Here is a 16,916-nt window from a genome sequence, read left to right as displayed (position 1 = left end):
CCCGAGAGCTCTTTGAAGAAACCATGGGGATCCTGTGAAGGCGCGAGGCGATCGCATCGTAGGGAGGCGCACGCGAACCCGTCAGGGCGAACTCAAGCCATTCACAGACGGGGATTTCACAGCAACGGCTCGATGATCTTCGCAAGCCGAGCTTCCGTCACCGCTCCCATCCGCACCGCCGCCACCCTCCCCGACGAGTCGACGACGATCGTGAACGGCAGCCCCTGCGTGGTCACCACGCCCCGCGGAAGCCTCAACAGCTGCTTGCCCGACGGATCGATCAGGGAGGGGTAGTCCAGCCGGTACTGCTTCTGGAAGGCGAGTCCGGCACCCCGGCCCGCGTCGTTGTCGAGACCCAGTACGCGCAGCCCGCGGGCGCCGTACTTCTGCTGGATCTTCTTGAGCTCGGGCGCCTCCGCCCGGCAGGGACCGCAGTAGGAGGCCCACGCGTTGATCAGGACGACCTCGCCCCGGTAGTCGGACAGGCTGACCGTCCTACCCTCAAGGGAGGGCCCGGAAAGGTTCGGGACGGCAGGTCGCTCGCCCTCCTTCCAGGTTCTGATCAGCGGATCCCCGGGGCTGGTGTCGCTGATCGGCGCCGGGGAGGAGCAGCCGGCGAGGACCGCCGAACAAGCCGCCGCCACCAGCACGTACCTGTGTCGAGTCCTCGTCATCGGCCGGCCAGTCCCCCGTGCAGTTCGTCCGTCCCCGTCCCGCTGAGGACGACCTCCAGGCTCCCCGACCGCCAGACGCACAGCAGCCACGCGGCGGGCAGTTGGAGCGTGTACAGCGCGACGATCGCCATGACGAACGCCCAGTCCGCCGGTGCGCCGTCGCCTTCAGCCCAGGCCGACACCCCCCAGCAGAGCAGCAGCGCCGCCAGGTAGACGGACCCGTCGACCAGCGTCACGCGCCAGCGCGGCAGGGGTGCCAGCAGACGCCGGGCCAGCACCAGGGAGATGGTCGCGGCGCCCACGAAGACCGCGTGCCACGGGTTCTTCCACCAGAAGTCGGCCCAGCCCCCGACACTCCCGCCGGGCGCGGCCTGCCAGGCCAGGTCCACCCCGGCTCCGACCAGCCAGGACAGGACAACGACGGTGAGCGCGTACGAGACAGCGCCCCGCCAAGTGACGGTCACGCCACTCCCCCTTTCGCCGACGGGACCCAACTGCGGCCCGCCACAAGGTCATTGTGCGCCCCGGCACTGCGGGGGCCCGGTCCGGGGTCGGCGGCGGACTGTCCTAACGTTTCGTCCATGCCGTCGATACGTCTGCGCCCGACCCGCCTCACCCTGGTCGTGGGCGCCTGCGTCCTCGCCGGCGGTGCCGCCCTCGCCGCCTACAGCTTCGCCCATACCGATGCCGACGCCGGCGTGCGCCCCGCCAGGTTCTCCGGCGCACCGCACTGCCACCGCATCACCGACAGCGCCCCGGCCTCCCTCGGCGGCCTGTCCCGCCGGGACGGCAGCCTTCCCGGGATCGCCGTCTGGGGGGCCGGGACATCGTGCTGCGCTGCGGCGTCACGCCTCCGGGAGTCACCGCCGACCCGTGTTTCGCGGTCGACGGGGTGGACTGGGTCATGGACCTGGCGCAGTCCACCGACACCAGAAAGGTGATCGTCACCTACGGCCGCGACCCGGCGACCCAGGTCGTCTTCGACGGGTCGAGCCAGACCGACGCGGCCCTGATCGACCTCTCCCGGACCGTCGCCTTGGTCAAGCAGACGTCCCACTGCATCAAGCGCGACTGACCCGCTAGGGGTTCTCCCAGGCCGCCGGCTCCGCCGCCAGTTCCCGTACCGGCTCCGGCAGGGCGTCCGCCGCGATGTCCGCGATGGTGACGCCCTCCAGGATGCGGCGGACATTGGCGCGCAGCGCGATCCACAGCGGCAGCAGCGGCTGTGCGGAGCCCGTGTACTCCAGGCCCGTGGGCCGCTCCCCGCGCACGGACACGATCGGGCCGTCGACCGCCCGGATCACATCCGCGACCGTGATCCGCGCGGCCTCGCGGGCCAGCCGGTAGCCGCCGCCTCCCCCGCGCCGGCTGTCGACGATGCCGCCGCGCCGCAGATCGCCGAGGATCCCCTCCAGGAACTTGTGCGGGATCTCCTGCGTGGCGGCGATGACCTCCGCCTTCACGGGCACGTCGTCCTGCCGGACCGCAAGTTCAAGAACCGCCCGTACCGCGTAATCCGCCCGTGCCGAGATCCTCATACGACCATTGTGCTGGCTGCGGCCGTACACAATGACCTCGCACGATGACCTCACACGCGCCGCCGACCGGCCGGCCCGACGGGAGGCTCCCTTGGGGCTCAGCAGACGTACCTTCAACGCCCTCGCCGGCGCCACGGCCCTCGGTCTGGCCCTGGGCGGCAGCGGCGCCATGACCTGCGCCTACGCCGCCCAGACCGCCCCCACGGGCCCGCCGCCCGGCACGCCGGGCGCGGACGGGCGCCGGCACACGGTCGGCTTCGACCGCTACTCGCTCCTCGTCGACGGCAGACGGCTGGTCGTCTGGTCGGGCGAGATGCACCCCTTCCGGCTGCCGAGCCCGTCCCTGTGGCGTGACGTCCTGCAGAAGATGCGCGCCCACGGCTACAACACGGTCAGCATCTATGTGTCCTGGAACTACCACTCCCCCGCACCCGGGCACTACGACTTCACCGGCATCCGCGACCTGGACCTGTTCCTGCGGACGGCGAGCGAGACCGGCCTGTACGTCATCCTCCGCCCCGGCCCCTACATCAACGCCGAGATCGACGGCGGCGGCTTCCCCGGCTGGCTGACGGCCACCGAGGGCCGGGCACGGACCGCCGACCCGACGTATCTGTCGTACGTCGACGAGTGGCTGACCCAGGTGAACGCCATCGTCGCCCGGCACCTGTACACCAGGGGCGGTGGGACGGTCCTGCTCTACCAGATCGAGAACGAGTACGACGCGTACGTCGACGAGCCCACCGGCCGCGACTACATGGCCCACCTGTACCGGAAGGTCCGCTCCGACGGCATCGACGTACCGCTCTTCCACAACGACAAGGGCCGGAACGGATACTGGATCCCCGGCTCCTTCGACACGGGAGGCGAGAAGGGCCGCTGGCTGTACGGCTTCGACGGCTATCCGTCGCCGACCCTGGCCCCGCCCGACTGGGGGCACTTCGGGACCGGCGGGGCCAAGGGCGGCGCGACGGCGAGCCCCCGAACCCCAGGCTTCGTACCGGAGTTCGGAGGTGGCTGGTTCGATCCGTGGGGCGGTGCCTGGTTCGAGGGGAAGGGGTACGCGGAGTCGCGGCGGCTGCGGGACGCGGCGTACGAGCGGCGCTTCTACCTCACCAACCTCGCCAACGGCATCACCCTGCACAGCGTCTACATGACCTTCGGCGGCACCTCGTGGGGCTGGCTGCCCGCGCCGGTCGTCTACACGTCGTACGACTACGGGGCGGCCATCGACGAGGGCCGCCAGCCGACCGACAAGCTGATCCCCATGCACCAACTCGGGCATCTGCTGCGGCACTTCCCGGACTTCGCCAAGCTGGACCGCGCGAAGGACGTGGAAGCGGACGGCGCGGCGGACGGGCTGAAGGTGTACCACCTGGCCAACCCCGACACCGGCGCCCATGTGTACGTCCTGCGCAACGACGGCGAGGTGCCGGTCGCCTCCGGACTTCCGCTGCACGGCGCCGAACTCCCCGTCCCGGTGGCGGTCCCGGCGCAGGACGCGCGGCTGCTCGCCACCGGGATCAGGCTGGGGCTGCGGAAGCTGCGTTACTCCAACGCCCAGCCCATGCTGGCCCTCACCGCCGGACGACAGCAGATCGCCGTGCTCACCGGGCGGCCGAAAGAGGACACGGTGACCGCACTGGAGTGCGCGAGCGAGCCGACGGTGACCGTACTGGAGGGGGAGGCCGAACATGCGTACGCGGACGGGCTGTTGCGGGTCGAAACCCAACTGGACGGCCTCACGCGGGTGTTGGTGAGCGGCGGCGGAACATCCACCCCCCTCCTCCTGCTCCTCGCGGACGACGAGACCTCCGTACGGCTGTGGCCGCACGACACCCCGTCCGGCCCGGTCCTCGTGTACGGGCCCGCCCTGCTGCGGACCGCGGCCGTCGACGGAACGACGGTCCGGCTGACGGGAGACACCATCGAGGCGGCGGACCTGGAGGTGTGGGGACCACGCGGCATCCACGAACTCACCTGGAACGGGAGGGAGTTGAAAGCCCATGCGACCTCCTCCGGCAGCCTGCGCGCCGCGCAGCCGCTGGCCGGTGTCGGGGCGGTCGTACTGCCCGCGCTGAGCAACGGCTGGCTGCGGAAGACGGAGAACCCCGAGTCGGCGCCCGCCTTCGACGACTCCTCCTGGACACCCGCCGACAAGACCACCACCCACAGCACCACACCGGTCCCCGCCGGACAGCCGGTCCTCTTCGCCGACGACTACTCCTTCCACTACGGCGACGTCTGGTACCGCGGGCGCTTCACCGACGCGACCGGCGCCGAGTCCGTGTCCCTCGCCTACAGCACCGGCACACAGGGGCTGCTGATGGCCTGGCTGGACGGGCGGCCGCTGGGGACGCACCGGATGCCCGTGCCGGACAACAAGACGGTGCGGAAGGGGAGTTGGGCGGCCACGGCCGTCTTCTCGGTACCGGAGGAGCTGCGCACGGACGAGCCGCATGTGCTGTCGGTCCTCGTCCGCCGCATGCAGCACGACCAGGACGGCAAGTCCCAGGACACGCACAAGGTGGCGCGCGGGCTGACCGCGGTCACCTTCACGGGGGCCGCCCCGAAGATCAGCTGGCGGCTGCAGGGCGAGACGGCGCCGGACCCCGTGCGCGGGCCGCAGAACAACGGCGGGCTGTACGGGGAGCGCAGCGGCTGGCATCTGCCGGGGTACGGCGACGGCGGCTGGGAGCCGGTGCGGCTGCCGCGGGCGGACCGGCGGCAGGGGGTGACCTGGTACCGGACGTCCTTCCGGCTGGCCGTCGACGCCGGCACCGACGCCTCCGTGGGGCTGGTCCTCGACGACGACCCGGCCCGCGCCTACCGGGTCCAGATCTTCCTGAACGGCTGGAACATGGGCCAGTACATCAACGATGTGGGCCCCCAGCACACCTTCGTGCTCCCGAACGGGATTCTGCGCACACGTGGCGCCAACACACTCGCCCTGGCGGTCCTGTCCGACGGAACCACACCGTCGGGACCGTCCGACGTACGGCTGACCTTGCTCGGCGCGGCGGCCGGAGGAGTACCGGTGACCCCTGTGTCCTCCCCCGGCCCGTCGGCGGCTAGGCGAGCCTGATCACGTTCCAGGACAGCGGTTCCAGTACGGCGGCGAGCGTGCCGTCCCGCAGCGCGGTGCCCTCGACCGTGTGCGGGGCCACGCGCTCGGGGTCGTCGAGGGTGTTGCGGGCGTCCGGGTCGGCGTCGGCGAGGGCGCTGTGCTCGACGACCTCCGTCAGGTCCAGGCCGTGCACGGCGACTTCGAGGGGCAGCGCCTCGGTGCGGCTGCGGTTGACGGCGAGGACGGTGACGGTGCCGTCCTCCGCGCGCACGGCGGTGGCGTGCAGGAGGTCGGTCTCGCCGTACTTCTTCGTCTGGTACGTCGGTGAGTCGACCCGGACGTCGAGGACCTGGCCGCGGCCGTACTTCGAGGCCTGCGCGAAGGGGAAGAAGGTCGTCTGGCGCCAGGCCGGGCCGCCGGGCTCGGTCATGATCGGGGCGATGACGTTGACGAGCTGGGCGAGACAGGCGACGGTGACGCGGTCCGCGTGCCGCAGCAGGGCGATGAGCAGCGAGCCGAAGACGACGGCGTCCAGGACGCTGTAGTTGTCCTCCAGCAGGCGGGGGGCCTCCGCCCAGTCCCGCGCGCCGGAGTTCTCGATCTCGTGCCACTTGGAGATGTACCAGACGTTCCACTCGTCGAAGGAGAGGTTGATCCTCTTCTTCGACTTCAGCTTCGCACCGATGTGGTCGGCGGTGGCGACCACGTTCTCGATGAAGGACTCCATGTCGACGGCGGAGGCCAGGAAGGAGTCGGCGTCACCGTCCTCGGGCTGGTAGTAGGCGTGCAGGGAGATGTGGTCGACGAGGTCGTACGTCTCCTCCAGGACCGTCGCCTCCCAGGCGGCGAAGGTCGGCATGGACTGGCTGGAGGAGCCGCAGGCGACGAGTTCGACGCCCGGATCGATCTGGCGCATCGCGCGGGCGGTCTCGGCGGCGGTCCGGCCGTACTCCTGGGCGGTCTTGTGGCCGGTCTGCCAGGGGCCGTCCATCTCGTTGCCCAGGCACCACAGCTTGATGCCGAAGGGATCCGTGTCACCGTGCGCGGCACGGAGGTCGGACAGGGCAGTGCCGGCGGGGTGGTTGGCGTACTCCTGGAGTTCGAGGGCCTCGGCGACGCCCCGGGTGCCGAGGTTGAGCGCCATCATGGGCTCGGCCTGGGGGCCGATCTTCTTCAGGAAGGCGATGTACTCGGAGAGGCCGAAGCGGTTGGTCTCGGTGGAGCGCCAGGCGAGGTCCAGCCGCCGCGGGCGGTCCGCGGCGGGGCCGACCGAGTCCTCCCACTTGTAGCCCGACACGAAGTTGCCCCCGGGGTAGCGGATGGCGGTGACGCCGAGTTCTCGGACGAGGTCCAGGACGTCGGTGCGGATGCCGTCCTCGTCGGCCGCGGGGTGACCTGGCTCGAAGATGCCGGTGTAGACGCAGCGGCCGAGGTGTTCTACGAAGGAGCCGAAGAGGCGGGGGTTGACCTTGCCCACGGTGAAAGCCGGGTCGAGCGTGAAGCGGGCGGTGCGCATCAGTGCCTTTCTGGGTTGTTTCTCGTCGCTGTTCGGCATTTCGAAATATGCTCGTAAGTTCGAACGGGACCGTAGATAGGAAGCGCTTGCCAGTCAATGGTTTGGGCAGGACTTTCCAGCCAGGGCGGCAGTTCGAGGTTGAACGACGGCGTAGGCTCGGACGGCCTGTCGTGCGGCGTCGGAAGGGGGAGCGATGAACATCGCGGCCGGGCTGCGGCGCTCGCGGAGGGTGTCCGGGATGCGGAAGCTGACGGACCGTCTCGGGGCGGCGATGCGGGCCAGACCTCGCCCGGTTACCGATGCGCGGGAGCTGTGCCGGGCGCTGTGCGAGGAGATGAGTGTGCTGCGCGGCGGGCGGCCGGTGGAGCTGCGCTTCGAGCGGTTTCCCGACGAGCTCGAAGTCACCGGGCTGTGGGTGGAGTTCTCCGACTTCGACCTGGTGATCGTCGAGGAGCGGGCCGAGGCGGTGCAGCAACTGGTCATCCTCGGCCATGAGTTGTGGCATCTGCACGCCGGACACAGCCATCACCATGTGGCGGGGGCGGCGCTGGCCGACCGGCGCAAGTGGAACGCCTTCAAGGACGCAGCCCTGTCGGTGGCCGCGCGCGACGGTTCCCGCGTCGCCGACGAGGCGGAGGCCGACGACTTCGGGCACCGGCTCGCGGGCGCCTTCCGGCCACTGCTGACGGGGCAGGGCCCGGACCCGCGGCCCGGCCCCGTACAGCGTTCGCTGGGCTACCGCAGCGGCAGGAGGACGGGGTGAGCACTGTGCTGGCGCTCGACCCCGCCGGCCTCCTCGGCCGGCTGTACATCTCGTTCTGGATCCCCGCCGTCGTCCTGGCCACCGCACTGGTGATCAAGCTGCCCAGCATCCTCAAGCTGTGGCGGGACCCCCTGCTGCGTGCCGTCGGCGGACTGCTGCTGTTCGCCTGCGCGGTGTTCGCCTTTGCGGCCCCGGGCACCATCGTCTGGACCAACCGGGTCACCGGCGTGCCGAACATCGCCGCGCCCTTGGTGTACTCGCTGATCACCGCGTTGTCCGCGTCCTGGCTCCTGCTGGTCGTGCACTGGCGCAACGGCCCCACCGACCGCCGGGAGCAGACGCGGCGCGCGACCCGCTGGGTGATCTCCGTCTACGCGGCCGTCGTCATCACCCTGTGGGTGCTGTTCGCGCTCGCCGACGTGCCCGTGGAACAGCCCCGGAACCTGGACACCTACTACGCCAGTACGCCGTTCATGCGCGAGGAGATCCTGCTCTATCTCACCGCGCACACCGTGGCCTGCACGATCACGACCCGGCTGGTGTGGAACTGGATCCGCACCGACGGCCTGGACGCCTGGCTGCGCTGGGGGCTCAGGTTCCTGGGCATCGGTTACGCGACGAACCTGCTCTTCAGCGCGGCCAAGTTCACGGCGGTGGCAGCCCGGTGGACCGGTCACGACCTGGACTGGCTGAACGCCAACATCGCGCCGTCGGCCGCCTGCATCGCCGCCACGCTCGTCGCGGTCGGCTTCATCGTCCCGCACGCCGGACAGTACCTTCAGGACCGCTGGCTGGTCCGCCGGCGGCACCGGGAGCTGAGGCCGCTCGCCCGGCTGATGCGGACCGTCGTGGGCAGCCGTGAACCGCTCGCCCTGCGCGCTACCGCGGAGATCCGGCTGATCCGCCGCGAGACCTACATCCGCGACGCGCTCCTGCAGCTGTCGAGGTTCCTCGACGAGGGCCTGCGCGGCCGGGCCCACGACGCCGCTCTCGCCCTCGGCCACGAACGCGGCCGGGCCCAGGCTCTCGCCGCCGCCGTGACGATCCTTCAGGCCGTCGAGACCGGACGGCACGCCGCGGACGGCGACAGCGACGGCGGCACTGAGGGGCCCGACACCTCGTATCTGCTCCAGGAGATCCAGGCCGTTTCCGAAGCCCTGCGCCACCCCGACGAGATCACGGCGGCACGCACCCTCGCGGCCGCCCCGGCAGAGAGCATGTCCACGCATGACTGAACGTCCTTCCCCCGCCAGGCGAGTCGCCGTCGTCCTCGGGGGATCCCACACCGGCATGCTCGCGGCCGGGGCCCTGGTCGGCCTCGCCGACCGGGTCGTCGTCGTGGAACGCGATGAACTGCCCGCGACACCGGCGCCCCGCAAGGGACTTCCGCAGGCCGGGCACGCCCATATGCTCTGGTCGGGCGGGGTACGGGCGACGGAGGAACTGCTGCCGGGCGTCACCGGGGCGCTCCTGAACGCCGGGGCGCGCCGGGCGCCGGTCACCACGGACATGGTCGCCCTGTCGGCGCACGGCTGGTTCAGGCGCTGGCCCGAGTCCCACCATGTCGTCCTGGCCGGGCGGGACCTGCTGGACGCGACGATACGGGCGCACGTCCTCGCGGACGACCGCGTCGAGGTGCTGGAGGGCACGGAGGTACTGGGGCTCACGGGCAGCGCGAAGGCCGTCACCGGTGTCCGGGTACGCGCACGCGACGGCCGGGAGCGGACCCTCGACGCCGGCATGGTCGTCGACGCCACCGGCCGCGGCTCCGGGGCGCCCCGCTGGCTCGCGGCCCTCGGACTGCCCGCGCCGGAGCGCCGCCAGGTCGACACCGGCCTCGCCTACGCCAGCCGGCTCTACCTCGCGCCCGACGGGGCCCGCGACGGTTTCCCGGTGGTCAACGTGGCGCCGGACCCGCGGGACGGCAGCCCAGGCCGGGCGGGCTTCCTGCTGCCCATCGAGAACGGCCGCTGGATCGTCACCCTCAGCGGCACCCGCGGGGGCGAACCGACCTCCGCCAACGCCGACTTCCTCCCGTTCGCCGGCGAGCGGCTGCGCCACCCGCTGATCGGCGACCTGCTCGCGCAGGCCGAGCCGTTGTCCGACGTCGCCTTCACCCGCGCCACCGTCAACCGCCGGTACTTCTACGAACGGATGCCGGCCTGGCCCGACAACTTCACGGTCCTCGGCGACGCGCTGGCCGCGTACAACCCCGTCTACGGTCATGGACTCGCCGTGGGCGCCCAAAGCGCCTTGCTTCTGCGGGAGTTGACACGGCATCACGGCTTTGGTGCGTCCGGCCTGTCCCGGCGCGTCCAGAAGGCGGTCGCCCGGCCGGTCTCAGCGGCCTGGGACTTCGCCCTGGGGCAGGACGTGTTCTATCCGGGAGCGACCAAGGACGGGCCGATGCTGCGGGATCGCATCGTGGCCGCGTACGTGTCCCGGCTCATGTACACGGCCACGGGGAACGGGCGGATCGCCCGCCGTGTGACGGATGTGACGTCGTTGGAGCGGGGAGCGGAGGTGCTGCTGACACCGTCCGTGCTGCTGGCCGCGCTCGTCGGCCCGCTCAGACCGGCGTTGAGCGGGCCGCCGTTGACGGCCGGGGAGCGCAAGGCGGCGGGGCTCAGCCCCTGAAGGCCGGTTGCTCCAGCCCCTTTCCGGCGCCGGGCACGACCAGCAGGGAACCCGCCACCGGGTGGGGTGCCGTGAGGCCCACCCGGGCGGTGGTGATGTACAGGTCCGTGAGGTCCGGGCCGCCGAAGGCGCAGGCGGTCACGCGGGGGGTGGGGAGTTCGATCACGCGGTCCAGTTCGCCGTCGGGGGTGTAGCGGCGTACCGCCGCGCCGTCCCACAGCGCCACCCATACGCAGCCGTCGGCGTCCACCGTCAGCCCGTCGGGGAAGCCGGCGCCGTCCTCGATCTGCGCGAACCGGCGGCGGTCTGTGACCCGGCCGTCCTCGTGGTGGAAGACGTCGACCTGCCGCGTCGGCGAGTCGATGTAGTACATCAGGCGGCCGTCGGGGCTCCAGCCGGTGCCGTTGCTCACCGCCACGTCGTCGAGGACGAGCTCGACCGAGCCGTCCCCGGTGAAACGGGACAGCGTGCCGCCGCCCGCCGCCTCGTCGTAGCGCATGGTGCCGGCCCACAGGGAGCCGTCGGGGGCGACGGCGGCGTCGTTGGCACGGCGGCCGGGGACGACCTCGTGGTGCAGCCAGCGGAAGGTGCCGTCGGGGTCGACGAGGCCGACTCCGTCCCGGAGGTTCAGGACCAGCCCGCCGCCGGCCCTCGGCTTGGCCGCGCCCACGTGCTGGTCGGTGACGCGGGTCGTGCGACGGCCGGTCACCGGGTCGTACGTGTGGACCCGGGCGCCGAGGATGTCGATCCAGATCAGCCGCCCGGCCGCCGCGTCCCAGGTCGGCCCCTCGCCCAGGGTGGCCTCGGCGCGCACCGCCACCTCGTACGCCGTCATACGACGGTCCGGTGGCCGAGGTGCTCCGACAACTCGACGGCACCCTTGGCGGCGAGCTGCTCCAGCTCGGCGCGGCGCTCCTCGCTCCAGCGGATCATGGGCACGGAGATCGAGAGGGCGGCCACGACCTGCCCCGTGCGGTCCCGCACGGGCGCCGCCACGCAGCTCACATCCGGGTTGGACTCACGGTTCTCCACCGCGAGCCCGCGCTGACGGATCTGGGCCAGGGCCTCGCGCAGGGCGGACGGCTCGGTGATGCTGTTGGGAGTCATCGCGACGAGCTCGGCGTCGTCCGGGATCCGCGCGCTGAGCTCCTGCTCCGGAAGGGAGGCCAGCAGCATCTTCCCCACAGACGTGCAGTGCGCCGGCAGCCGCCGTCCGGCCGCCGACACCATACGCACCGCATGGGTGGAGTCCACCTTGGCGATGTAGATGACGTCGGTACCCTCGAGGATCGCCACGTGCACCGTCTCGTCACAGGTCTCGGCGACGGACCGGGCCACCTGCTGTCCCTCGGCCGCGAGGTCCAGCTGCTCGGCGTACCGGCTCCCGAGCTGGTACGGACGTACACCGAGCCGGTAGCGTCCCGGCTGTCCGGGCACCTGCACGATGTACGACCGGGCGGCGAGCGTGGTGACCAGCTCGTGCACGGTGGTGCGCGGCAGCTGCAGCTTGCGCACGATGTCGGGGGCGGAGAGCGTCCCGTCCCCGTCGAGGAAGAGCTCAAGAATGTCGAGAGCCCGGGTCACGGCAGGTACAAGGCGTCCCACGACCGGCCCCCTCCCTTGTTATCTGAGGCTGTCTGTTCGAAATTTCAACAGACGATCGGCATGACGAACACAGGCTACGCATATGGGTTTGCCCGGGCAATGGTTCTGACCGAATGATCGGAGTGCGTGTGGACGTGCTGGTGACCGGAGGCAGTGGGTTCGTCGGTTGTCATCTGGTGGACAGGCTGCTGGAGCGCGGGTATCGAGTGCGGACCACCGTGCGCAGTGTCGCGAACAGTGCGAAGGCTGCTCCCCTGACCGCGTTGCAGGGCCGCTTTCCCGGCCGGCTGGAGATCTTCGAGGCCGATCTGCTCGTCGACGGCGCCTTCGACGAGGCCATGAAGGGGTGCGAGGTCGTCTTTCATGTCGCCTCGCCCTTCCTCATGCCGGAGAAGATCAAGGACGGGCAGCTGGACATGGTCGAGCCCGCGCTCGTCGGCACCCGCAATGTGCTCGGCAGCATCGAGCGGACGGCCGATGTACGCAGGCTCGTCCTCACCTCCACCGTCGGCGCGATATTCGGCGACTACGCGGACGTACGCGACATGGAGGGGCAGGTCCTGACCGAGACGTACTTCAACACCAGCAGCACCGTCGAGAACAATCCGTACCACTACGCCAAGACCGTCGCGGAGCAGGCCGCGTGGGAGGCGGCGGAGGGGCAGTCCCGGTGGCGCATGGTCGCCGTCAATCCGGGGCTGGTGCTCGGGCCCTCCCTCACTCCCGCCTCCGAATCCGGCAGCCTCTTCCTCCTCGACGAGCTCTTCAAGGGGTACTTCTTCTACGGCGCCCCCGACTTCAGCTTCACCACGGTCGATGTGAGAGACGTGGCCGACGCGCATATCGCCGCCGCCGAGAAGCCCGACGCGCAGGGGCGTTACATCCTCGCCGCCGAGACCATGACGTCCTTCCATGACATGGCGCGGATCATTCGCGGCCGGTATCCCAGGGATCTGCGGCTGCCGCGAACCCGCCTGCCGCACTGGCCCGTCCGTATCCTCGGCCCCGCCTTCGGGCTCACCCAGGACTACATCCGCAAGCACCTAGGCATCCGGTTCCGGGTCGACAACAGCCGCAGCGTGCGGGAGCTGGGAATCAGCTACCGGCCCGTCGAGGAAACCATCCTGGACCACTACGAAGCATGGCGGCAGCAGCGGTCCCGGTAGCGGGCGGCGCCACGGGTTTCACCGCCGCCCCGCCTCCCCCAGCACCCCCCTCAACCGCTGTGCCCTGAGCACGAGTTCCAGTTCGAAGCGGCGGTCCGGGTCGTCGATCTCGTCGCCCCACAGCTCGCGGATCTGGCGGAGGCGGTAGCGGACGGTCTGGGGGTGGACGCCCAGCCGGGCGGCCACCTCCGGTGCCCCGCCTCGCGTCTCCAGCCACGCCAGTAACGTTTCGGCAAGCCGGCGTCCGTGCGCCGGGCCGCAGTGGGCGAGCGGGGCCAGACAGCGCAGCGCCAGGTCGTCGATGAGTTCCTCGGGCTGGAGCAGGACCAGGGCCTCGGTGTGTTCCGTGCAGTACAGGACGTCCCCGGCGGGCAGCAGCCCCCGTTCCATCAGGTGTACGGCCGCCTCGGCCCAGCGCAGCGACTTCCCCGCGTCGGACAGGGGTACGGGCGGACCGATCGCCCCGGACCAGCCGGTCAGCGCCCGGTGCAGCAGTTCGGGGCGGCCGGCCGCGTCGGGTTCAGGCACCACCATGCGGGGCTGCTCGTACTCCATGTCGAGCAGCACGCCCTGCCCCACGGCGGGCGCGACCGCCTCGCGGGCCGGGCGCAGCAGCACGCCGACCGCGACCTTGCGCGGCAGCGTCCAGCCGACCCGGGCGGCCCGTTCGGTCAGCGCGTCGGCCGGGTCGCCCCGGTGGTGTCCGGCGAGCAGCAGTTCCATCAGCCGCCGCTGGAGCCTCAGCCGTTCCCCGGCCTGTCTCGCCGCCGCCTCCGCATAGCCGCGCACCGACTGGTCGACCAGGCCGTCCAGATACTCGTAACCCGCGTCGACGAGTTCGTACATCGCGGGCGGCGGGATCTCGACGCGCTGCCCGATCTCGGCGAAACAGCGCCAGGCCAGGCGTACGCCCATCCGGTAGATCGCCTGCAGGGAGTCGAGCGAGCGGCCGTGCAGGCCCTCGCCCCGGCCGAACTCCTGGAAGACGCCCGGCGGGACCGTCGGGCGGCCCTCCGACTGCTCCAGGTGCTGGACGAAGACCTCGATGGCGCGGCGGATGCCGACCAGGGCCATCGGCTCGCCCGACTCGTCCAGGACGACGGGCAGGTGCGGGTACTCGCGGCGGATCTCGCGCAGGATCTGCTCGGCGAGCGCGGGCGCCTCGGCCATGGCGAGGGCGGCGAACCGGCGGACCTGGAGACGGGGAACGTCGTGCCAGGCCGAGCGGGTGGTGACGGCCGGTGAGTGGGCGGGCGTCACAGGTCAGCTCCCTTGCCCGGCTTGCTCGTACGTGATCAAGGGGGTGTTGGGCTGGGCGGGCGTCGCCTCGAGCAGCGCGACGATGCCGAGCGCGGCGCCCACGGCGAGTGCGGCGGCGGCCACGACGGTGAGAAGGGCAGCAAGCAGTCTGGACATCGCAGGGTCAGCCTCTCTGTCCGGAGGTCGTCCCACCCCGGTGCCCCCACCCCTGCCTGTCGGCCCCAGTTTCGACAAGCATTGACACCCCGTCAAGAGCAGCCTACGGTTCCCGGCCCAAGGCCCCGTCTTCCCGCCAGTCCGGCGTCGCGGGCCAGAGCGGCCCCAACTCCGTCATCCCTCCCCCTGGAGTGTCCGGATGCGCCGTAAAGCCTCCCCCCTTTCGCTGATCCTGCTGGGACTGGGCACGTTTTTGCTGGTCCTGGCGCCGATGCTGGCCTGGTACGTCGAACCGCGGGCCGCCGTGAACCCGATCGACATCGACACCACCGCCGTCTACAGAGGCACCGGAAGCTACTTCGACACCGACCAGATCCAGACAGTCCACGGCAAGCGGATCACGGTCACCCAGCAGGTGCGCGGCAATGTCGCGGACAGCGAGAAGAGCGGGCGGGCGGTGTGGGACGTGACGACGACGGTCGACACGGACAAGTCGCTGCCGGCCGCCGATCCGCACGACGCGCTGGAGTTCTTTCTCAACCGCTGGGTGACGAACCGCCACACCAACCAGCCGGTGCACTGCTGCAAGGAGAACCCGTACTTCGAGGGCGACGCGTATCTGAAGTTCCCCTTCGATGTGGCCCGAAAGTCGTACCAGTGGTGGGACAACTCGCTTGGCTCGACCGTCACTTTGCATTACTCCGGCACCCAGAAGATTCAGGGATACCGGGGCTACCGCTTCACCGGCACCGTCCCGCCGTCGAAGATCGGGACCCGGCTGGTCCCCGGCACCATCGTCGGGCAGAAGAACAAACCGCAGGTCCTGGCCGAGGAGTGGTACTCCAACCACGGCATCGAGCTGGTCGTCGACCAGCGCACCGGCCGGGTGCTCTACGCCCAGGTCGGCCCGCGGCGCACCCTGCGGGCGCCCGGCGCCAAGAAGGACGCGGTGGTGCTGCTGGACAGCCAGAAGCTGGCGTTCACCACCGCCACGCAGAAGGACCAGGTGAAGCTGGCCAAAAAGGAGAGCGGCCAGCTGCTCATGGTGGGGCAGACGCTGCCGATTACCGCCGCTGTGGCCGGATTCGTACTGGCGGTGGTGGGTGCCATTTTGGTGGTACGAGGACGGAAGCGTCCCGATTCACCCGAGACGCCCCGGACTTCACAGGCTCAGCTCACGATGTGACATGACGTCAGTTCTAATAAGGCGGAAATTTGTCACCCCGGTGAGTAGCCGTGGCGAACGGCTGGGCGAAAACTGTCCAACCCCACCCAAGCACAACGTGCCCACACCCCCCGCCCATGAAGAGCTCAGTCCCCCCACAGCAAGTCCGGAAAGCCACTGCTGAGTTCCGCACCCTGAGACGAGTTGGAGCACCCATGCCCCAGCACGTGCCTTCCTCGCTGCGCGCCACGCACTCCCGGGCTCCGCAGCACCCCTCGGCGCTCCCCCCACAACCGCGCCGAATCGTTTTCCTCGCCCACCGGGATCTCGACAATCCGGCGGCCGGCGGCTCGGAGCTGCTGGTCGACCGGCTCGCCGAGGGCCTGACCGACCTCGGCCACCAGGTAACCCTGATCTGCGGGGGCCCGGCGGCCTTCCGGGACTACCGGGTCGTGTCGGCCGGCGGCGAGTTCGGCCACTATCTGCGTGCCCGTTCCGCCTTCGCCCGTCAGGTCGGCGAGACCGATCTGCTGGTCGAGGTCTGCAACGGCATGCCGTATCTCGCACCACTCTGGCACCACGGCCCCACCCTGTGTCTGGTCAACCACGTCCACTCCGACCTGTGGAAGATGCGGTTCGGCGGGCCCCTCACACCGGCCGCACGGATCGGCCGAAGACTCGAGCAGTGGGCGCTCACCGGTGCGCAGCATCGCAGTCTGCTGGTTGCCGTCTCTCCCTCGACCGCGCATGCCCTGCGGGGCATCGGTGTCTCGCGAGACCGGATCCGTGTCGTGCACAACGGTGTGGAGGAGCCGGGGCCGCGTGCCGACCGGTCGGCCGAGCCGTTGTTCGTTGCGGTGGGCAGACTCGTCGAGTACAAGCGGATCGATCTGCTGCTGAGGCTTTGGGAGCGGGTCCGTCCCGTGACCGGGGGTCGGCTTGTGATCGTCGGGGACGGGCCCGAGCGGGGGCGGCTGGAGCAGCTTGCCGGGCCCGGCGTGGAGTTCGTCGGCCACGTCTCCGAGGCGGAGAAGCATCGGCTGTTGTGCGCGGCGTGGTTGTTGCTGCATCCGTCTGCGGTGGAGGGGTGGGGGTTGGTGGTCACCGAGGCTGCGGCTCGGGAGACGCCGACCATTGCCTTTGATGTGCCGGGGTTGCGGGATTCCGTCGTGGACGGGGAGACCGGTGTGCTCGCGCACGGGGAGTCTTCGTTTGCTGCTGCCTGGTGCACGCTTGCGTTGTCCGGGCACCGCCGTGAGCTGATGGGAAAGGCTGCCCGTGACCGGGCGGCGCGGTATCGCTGGCACCGTACGGTGAGGCAGTTTCGGGCGGTGGCCTTCGAGGCTCTGCGGAGCTGGGCTCCGTGACT

General features: G+C 70.6%; 16 protein-coding genes. 8 read left to right on the top strand and 8 right to left on the bottom strand.

The window, feature by feature from the left end; all coding sequences use genetic code 11:
• Nucleotides 1-116 precede the first annotated feature (116 nt).
• Both ACWCRD_RS20455 and ACWCRD_RS20450 read right to left on the bottom strand, forming a co-directional pair.
• Nucleotides 117-674, bottom strand: a complete 558-nt coding sequence (locus ACWCRD_RS20455) for a TlpA family protein disulfide reductase (protein ID WP_450967210.1) — start codon at nucleotides 672-674, stop codon at nucleotides 117-119.
• The gene (locus ACWCRD_RS20450; protein ID WP_450967209.1) at nucleotides 671-1,138 is read right to left on the bottom strand and encodes a hypothetical protein; all 468 of its coding nucleotides are present in this window, start codon (nucleotides 1,136-1,138) and stop codon (nucleotides 671-673) included. The genes ACWCRD_RS20455 and ACWCRD_RS20450 overlap by 4 nt, the downstream gene beginning before the upstream one ends.
• Before the next feature lie 167 nt (nucleotides 1,139-1,305).
• Here ACWCRD_RS20450 and ACWCRD_RS20445 point away from each other — a divergent pair, with 167 nt between their 5' ends.
• On the top strand, nucleotides 1,306-1,749 hold the full coding sequence (locus tag ACWCRD_RS20445; protein ID WP_450967368.1) for a DUF3515 family protein: 444 nt from the start codon (nucleotides 1,306-1,308) through the stop codon (nucleotides 1,747-1,749).
• 4 nt (nucleotides 1,750-1,753) lie between these two features.
• Here ACWCRD_RS20445 and ACWCRD_RS20440 read toward each other — a convergent pair whose 3' ends face one another.
• A complete protein-coding gene (locus ACWCRD_RS20440) occupies nucleotides 1,754-2,212 on the bottom strand; it encodes an RrF2 family transcriptional regulator (RefSeq protein ID WP_450967208.1) in 459 nt (152 codons plus the stop codon).
• A gap of 91 nt (nucleotides 2,213-2,303) precedes the next feature.
• Between ACWCRD_RS20440 and ACWCRD_RS20435 the strand changes: the two genes are divergently transcribed.
• Nucleotides 2,304-5,297 carry a glycoside hydrolase family 35 protein gene (locus tag ACWCRD_RS20435; protein ID WP_450967207.1) on the top strand — a complete coding sequence of 998 codons (2,994 nt, stop codon included), beginning with the start codon at nucleotides 2,304-2,306 and terminating at the stop codon, nucleotides 5,295-5,297.
• Here the strand turns inward: ACWCRD_RS20435 and arfA are convergent.
• Nucleotides 5,284-6,795 (bottom strand): arabinosylfuranosidase ArfA, encoded by a 1,512-nt coding sequence (gene arfA, locus ACWCRD_RS20430; protein ID WP_450967367.1) that lies wholly within the window; start codon nucleotides 6,793-6,795, stop codon nucleotides 5,284-5,286. The two genes, ACWCRD_RS20435 and arfA, sit on opposite strands and share 14 nt — an antisense overlap.
• 193 nt (nucleotides 6,796-6,988) lie before the next feature.
• Between arfA and ACWCRD_RS20425 the strand changes: the two genes are divergently transcribed.
• The 3 genes from ACWCRD_RS20425 to ACWCRD_RS20415 are packed head-to-tail and all read left to right on the top strand — an operon-like array spanning nucleotide 6,989 to nucleotide 10,195.
• Nucleotides 6,989-7,558, top strand: coding sequence for a toxin-antitoxin system, toxin component family protein (locus ACWCRD_RS20425; RefSeq protein ID WP_450967206.1), 570 nt, complete (start codon nucleotides 6,989-6,991; stop codon nucleotides 7,556-7,558).
• 5 nt (nucleotides 7,559-7,563) lie between these two features.
• Nucleotides 7,564-8,793, top strand: a complete 1,230-nt coding sequence (locus tag ACWCRD_RS20420; RefSeq protein ID WP_450967366.1) for an MAB_1171c family putative transporter — start codon at nucleotides 7,564-7,566, stop codon at nucleotides 8,791-8,793.
• Entirely contained in the window at nucleotides 8,786-10,195 is a 1,410-nt protein-coding gene (locus ACWCRD_RS20415) for an FAD-dependent oxidoreductase (protein ID WP_450967205.1), read from the top strand. Before ACWCRD_RS20420 ends, ACWCRD_RS20415 begins: the two co-directional genes overlap by 8 nt.
• On the opposite strand, the gene ACWCRD_RS20410 is transcribed toward ACWCRD_RS20415, so the two are convergent.
• Nucleotides 10,185-11,030, bottom strand: coding sequence for an SMP-30/gluconolactonase/LRE family protein (locus ACWCRD_RS20410; RefSeq protein ID WP_450967204.1), 846 nt, complete (start codon nucleotides 11,028-11,030; stop codon nucleotides 10,185-10,187). The two genes, ACWCRD_RS20415 and ACWCRD_RS20410, sit on opposite strands and share 11 nt — an antisense overlap.
• Nucleotides 11,027-11,800 (bottom strand): IclR family transcriptional regulator, encoded by a 774-nt coding sequence (locus ACWCRD_RS20405; RefSeq protein ID WP_450967203.1) that lies wholly within the window; start codon nucleotides 11,798-11,800, stop codon nucleotides 11,027-11,029. The genes ACWCRD_RS20410 and ACWCRD_RS20405 overlap by 4 nt, the downstream gene beginning before the upstream one ends.
• 113 nt (nucleotides 11,801-11,913) lie before the next feature.
• Between ACWCRD_RS20405 and ACWCRD_RS20400 the strand changes: the two genes are divergently transcribed.
• Nucleotides 11,914-12,966 (top strand): NAD-dependent epimerase/dehydratase family protein, encoded by a 1,053-nt coding sequence (locus ACWCRD_RS20400; RefSeq protein ID WP_450967202.1) that lies wholly within the window; start codon nucleotides 11,914-11,916, stop codon nucleotides 12,964-12,966.
• Nucleotides 12,967-12,984: 18 nt separating this feature from the next.
• Here ACWCRD_RS20400 and ACWCRD_RS20395 read toward each other — a convergent pair whose 3' ends face one another.
• Both ACWCRD_RS20395 and ACWCRD_RS20390 read right to left on the bottom strand, forming a co-directional pair.
• Nucleotides 12,985-14,226, bottom strand: coding sequence for a PucR family transcriptional regulator (locus ACWCRD_RS20395; RefSeq protein ID WP_450967201.1), 1,242 nt, complete (start codon nucleotides 14,224-14,226; stop codon nucleotides 12,985-12,987).
• Between the two features lie 3 nt (nucleotides 14,227-14,229).
• On the bottom strand, nucleotides 14,230-14,382 hold the full coding sequence (locus tag ACWCRD_RS20390; RefSeq protein ID WP_389070201.1) for a hypothetical protein: 153 nt from the start codon (nucleotides 14,380-14,382) through the stop codon (nucleotides 14,230-14,232).
• A 199-nt stretch (nucleotides 14,383-14,581) separates the two neighbouring features.
• Between ACWCRD_RS20390 and ACWCRD_RS20385 the strand changes: the two genes are divergently transcribed.
• Together ACWCRD_RS20385 and ACWCRD_RS20380 are read left to right on the top strand one after the other, a co-directional pair.
• The gene (locus ACWCRD_RS20385; protein WP_450967200.1) at nucleotides 14,582-15,568 is read left to right on the top strand and encodes a DUF3068 domain-containing protein; all 987 of its coding nucleotides are present in this window, start codon (nucleotides 14,582-14,584) and stop codon (nucleotides 15,566-15,568) included.
• Nucleotides 15,569-15,762: 194 nt separating this feature from the next.
• Complete coding sequence (locus tag ACWCRD_RS20380) at nucleotides 15,763-16,914, top strand: glycosyltransferase family 4 protein (protein WP_450967199.1); 1,152 nt, start codon at nucleotides 15,763-15,765, stop codon at nucleotides 16,912-16,914.
• Nucleotides 16,915-16,916: the final 2 nt, after the last annotated feature.

Source organism: Streptomyces sp. NPDC002092, assembly GCF_053593775.1.
This window is presented reverse-complemented; position numbering and strand designations above follow the sequence as displayed.

Bases quoted from the DNA above. Each gene is read 5' to 3' on its own strand.
- ACWCRD_RS20455 (WP_450967210.1), bottom strand. From the start codon at position 674: ATGACGAGGACTCGACACAGGTACGTGCTGGTGGCGGCGGCTTGTTCG.
- ACWCRD_RS20440 (WP_450967208.1), bottom strand. From the start codon at position 2,212: ATGAGGATCTCGGCACGGGCGGATTACGCGGTACGGGCGGTTCTTGAA.
- arfA (WP_450967367.1), bottom strand. From the start codon at position 6,795: ATGCGCACCGCCCGCTTCACGCTCGACCCGGCTTTCACCGTGGGCAAG.
- ACWCRD_RS20425 (WP_450967206.1), top strand. From the start codon at position 6,989: ATGAACATCGCGGCCGGGCTGCGGCGCTCGCGGAGGGTGTCCGGGATG.
- ACWCRD_RS20415 (WP_450967205.1), top strand. From the start codon at position 8,786: ATGACTGAACGTCCTTCCCCCGCCAGGCGAGTCGCCGTCGTCCTCGGG.
- ACWCRD_RS20410 (WP_450967204.1), bottom strand. From the start codon at position 11,030: ATGACGGCGTACGAGGTGGCGGTGCGCGCCGAGGCCACCCTGGGCGAG.
- ACWCRD_RS20400 (WP_450967202.1), top strand. From the start codon at position 11,914: ATGATCGGAGTGCGTGTGGACGTGCTGGTGACCGGAGGCAGTGGGTTC.
- ACWCRD_RS20390 (WP_389070201.1), bottom strand. From the start codon at position 14,382: ATGTCCAGACTGCTTGCTGCCCTTCTCACCGTCGTGGCCGCCGCCGCA.
- ACWCRD_RS20385 (WP_450967200.1), top strand. From the start codon at position 14,582: ATGCGCCGTAAAGCCTCCCCCCTTTCGCTGATCCTGCTGGGACTGGGC.
- ACWCRD_RS20380 (WP_450967199.1), top strand. From the start codon at position 15,763: ATGCCCCAGCACGTGCCTTCCTCGCTGCGCGCCACGCACTCCCGGGCT.